The following is a 3,478-nucleotide window of genomic DNA, read 5'->3' on the forward strand; positions in this document are numbered from 1 at the left end:
CCTGGGCGTAGTCGCCGCGGTCGGGCTGGACGGCCTGGGGCCGGACGGTCACGGTGCCGCTGGGCGCGGCGGTGTTGACGCCGTTGGCGAGCAGGTCGTAGACGGTGTCGGCATACAGCCGGGCGACCTCGGGGGAGGAGGCGTTGCCGTATCGGGCCACGGCGGTGTACCAGTTGGCGGGGTCCTTGCGGGCGGTGGCGTCAAGTCCGAGCGCGTCGGCGTGGGCGCGCAGTACCGCGGCGCCGCCGGCGATGTTGGCCGCGTCGTCGGTCTTGAGCGTCTCGACCGGTTCGGAGGTCAGTTTGGCGGCCTGTTCCAGGGTGTGGGTGGTGGGGTTGCTGACCAGGTGCATCACCCCGTAGCCGCCGCTGGCGCTGGGTGCGCCGCCATGGCCGTCGAGGTGGGTCTCGGAGTAGGCGAGGGCGACGAGCAGGTCGCGGGGGACCTCGTAGGTCGCGGCCGAGCCGGCGAAGGCGTCGGCCATGGGGTCGGCCGGAGCGGCACTGGCGGGCGGGCTGAACACGCTCAGCACGGCCACCAGCAGGCCTGCCGACGTCACCGCCACGCGCCGCGATCGGCGTACCTGGACAGAAACCATGAATCCTCCTCCAGGGGGGAAGCTTTCCGGAAATCGGAAAGCCCGGAGGTTTGACACGGTAAGGAATGGTATCTGCCGCTGTAAAGACTTTTGACAAAAAGAAGCGCGCTGATGAAGATTTTCTCCCTCGACCGTCGGAGCCGGGGCGGAAAGGAGGGATCGCAGGTGAAGATCACTGGTTCATTTGGCGCGTTCCATTGAGGTCAGCGCCTTTTCCGGTCCGGTTCCGGCGTATGTCCACGAACCGCCAGCCGGCACTTCCGGCCATTGTGCGATTGCGATGCGTGACTCCGATATACGGCGTCGCAGGGATCGATCATGGCTTGCCTGCGCCGCGCGGATCGGTCGCCGGGGCCGCGGTCCACGTGGCGGCCACCCCGGCCCGCCGTCCGCGGGAGATCGCCGAACGCCGCCGCTGCCCTTCCCCGCCGGCCGGGTAGGAGAAGCCGGGCGCGGGCGGCCCCGGATGGGCTGGTCTGGATGGCCGGTTTCGGGTGGGCCGTCCTGAATGACTCGTTCCAAAGAGGGGGCTTCCCGCGTGGACGCCTGTCTCGCGGGTAGCCGGAGGTCATGGCGACCTATGGCTTTCACTCATCACATGAGCAGATCCACCCGGCCGAGCTGCTGAAAGCGGTGACGCGGGCGGAACAGGCGGGCTTCGCGGCGGCGATGTCGTCGGACCACTTCTCCCCGTGGAGCGAGCGGCAGGGGCACTCCGGCTTCGCCTGGTCCTGGCTGGGCGCGGCCCTCCAGGCCACGGAGCTGCCGTTCGGCGTCGTCAACGCGCCGGGCCAGCGCTACCACCCCGCGATCATCGCCCAGGCGATCGGCACGCTGGGGGCGATGTTCCCCGGCCGGTTCTGGGCCGCCCTGGGCAGCGGGGAGGCGAGCAACGAGCACATCACCGGTGACCGCTGGCCGCGCAAGGACGTCCGTACGGCGCGCCTGCGGGAGTGCGTCGACATCATCCGGGCGCTGCTGGCGGGGGAGGAGGTCAGCCATGACGGCCTGGTGACCGTGGACCGCGCCCGCCTGTGGACCCGGCCGGACGTCCCGCCCAAGCTGGTCGGAGCCGCGGTGAGCGCCCAGACCGCCCGCTGGTGCGCGGAGTGGGCCGACGGGCTGATCACCGTCAACCGCCCGATCGAGGCGCTGCGTGAGGTCGTGGAGGCGTACCGGGGCGCGGGCGGCCGGGGAAAGGTCGCCCTCCAGGTCCACCTGAGCTGGGCCGAGAGCGAGCAGGAGGCTCTGGCGATCGCCCACGACCAGTGGCGGAGCAACGTCTTCGGGCCGCCGGTGAGCTGGGATCTCGACACCGCCGAACTCTTCGACGTCGTCTCCGCGGACGTGCCCCCGTCGCGGGTGACCGAGTCGGTCAACGTCTCAGCCGACCTGGGACGGCACGCCGCCTGGATCAACGACTACGCGGAGCTGGGGTTCGACGAGATCTACCTGCACCACGTCGGCCAGGAGCAGAGTGCTTACATCGACGCCTTCGGCGCCAAGGTGCTCCCTCAGCTCCGCTGACGCCTCCGCGGCGGCATCTCGCCACCGGCACTTCCGTCATTCCCGCCCGGCCCCGGGGCCGGGTGCGGGCGGACCTGCGCCCCCGGGGTCAGGTGCCGTGCGAGCGTCTCCAGGGCGGCGGCCACCTCGCCGATCTCCCGGGGGTCGTCGGTGCCGAGCGCCGCGGCGAGCGCGGTGTCGATGGGGGTCGAGATGACCACCGCCACGCGGTCGGAGATCTCGGGGGCCTGCCGGACGAGGAGCCGTCGGCGGTCCTTGGGATCGGCCGCCGTCACGATGGAGCCCGCCTCGCGGAGCCGGGCGACGCACGCGGACACCTGGCTCTGCGGGAAGCCCGTCCGTGTGGCGATCTCGCCGACGGAGCTGTCCGGATTCTCGCGGATGTCGCTCGCCACGACGAGGACCGACCGGTTGCTGGTGGAGTATTCGCCGAGGCCCTCGGTCGGGAGGGCCTCCTCGCCGATCTTCATCAGGGCCCGTCCGAGGAGGAACAGCTCTACTCCGTTCATGCCCGCAAATATACATCACTTTAGATGTATCAATTGTGATGTTTTATGGGTGCGGGTGAGGCGTCCGTCGGGTGGGCCGGGGTGGGCGTCCATGGCCGGCCTCGGCGCCTTCGGCGTTAGGTACGCTTGTACATATGACGGATCGCGCCACTGACACCGACCGGCGTTCGCAGCGTGAGCGGATGCTCGCCGGCGACCTCTACATCGCCGCCGACCCCGAGCTGGCGGAGGAGGGCCGCCGGGCGGCCAGGCTGATCGAGCGGTACAACGCCACCCCGGCCGACGAGGCGCGGGAGCGCCGCCGCATCCTCGCGGACCTGCTGGGAGACATCGGAGACGACGTCGAGATCCGGCCCCCGCTGTACTGCGACTACGGCTACCAGATCCGGATCGGGGCCCGCTCGTTCGTCAACTTCGGGCTGGTGGCCGTCGACGTCGGCCGGATCACCATCGGGGACGACGTGCTGATCGGCCCGAACGTGCAGCTGCTGACCGCGACCCATCCCGTCGAMCCCGGGCCCCGCCGCGCCAAGTTCGAGGCCGCGGAGCCGATCACGATCGCCGACAACGTCTGGCTCGGCGGCGGGGTGATCGTCTGCCCGGGGGTGAGCATCGGCGAGAACACGGTCGTGGGCGCCGGGGCCGTCGTCGTCAGGGATCTGCCGGCCGACGTGGTGGCGGTGGGCAACCCCGCCCGGATCGTGCGCCACCTGTGAGCGGGGAGGCGGCCGAGCCCGCGGCGCCGCCGCAGGACGCGCGGGCGGGGAAGCCCGAGGCGACGTCCCCCGAGGAGGGGCGGAAGGGCGCGAAGGGGGAGAAGGCGGTCCCCGAGGAGGGGCGGAAG

General features: G+C 71.1%; 4 protein-coding genes. 2 read left to right on the forward strand and 2 right to left on the reverse strand.

The genetic code is table 11. From position 1 onward, the window contains the following. A partial coding sequence (locus CA984_RS43095) for a lysozyme family protein (protein WP_165781638.1) occupies window positions 1-598 on the reverse strand: 598 nt, incomplete at its 3' end. A gap of 570 nt (window positions 599-1,168) precedes the next feature. Here CA984_RS43095 and CA984_RS43100 point away from each other — a divergent pair. Then, entirely contained in the window at window positions 1,169-2,125 is a 957-nt protein-coding gene (locus CA984_RS43100) for a TIGR03885 family FMN-dependent LLM class oxidoreductase (RefSeq protein WP_086579048.1), read from the forward strand. Here CA984_RS43100 and CA984_RS43105 read toward each other — a convergent pair. Continuing rightward, window positions 2,113-2,634, reverse strand: a complete 522-nt coding sequence (locus CA984_RS43105) for a MarR family winged helix-turn-helix transcriptional regulator (RefSeq protein WP_207621266.1) — start codon at window positions 2,632-2,634, stop codon at window positions 2,113-2,115. The two genes, CA984_RS43100 and CA984_RS43105, sit on opposite strands and share 13 nt — an antisense overlap. Window positions 2,635-2,768: 134 nt before the next feature. Here CA984_RS43105 and CA984_RS43110 point away from each other — a divergent pair, with 134 nt between their 5' ends. After that, entirely contained in the window at window positions 2,769-3,350 is a 582-nt protein-coding gene (locus CA984_RS43110) for a sugar O-acetyltransferase (protein WP_086579049.1), read from the forward strand. The last annotated feature ends 128 nt before the right edge of the window (window positions 3,351-3,478 follow it).

Source organism: Streptosporangium minutum (genome assembly GCF_002149035.1).
Lineage (GTDB): Bacteria > Actinomycetota > Actinomycetes > Streptosporangiales > Streptosporangiaceae > Streptosporangium > Streptosporangium minutum.

Excerpts from the sequence above, each read along its gene's own strand:
- CA984_RS43100 (WP_086579048.1), top strand. The coding sequence starts at position 1,169 with ATGGCGACCTATGGCTTTCACTCATCACATGAGCAGATCCACCCGGCC.
- CA984_RS43105 (WP_207621266.1), bottom strand. The coding sequence starts at position 2,634 with ATGAACGGAGTAGAGCTGTTCCTCCTCGGACGGGCCCTGATGAAGATC.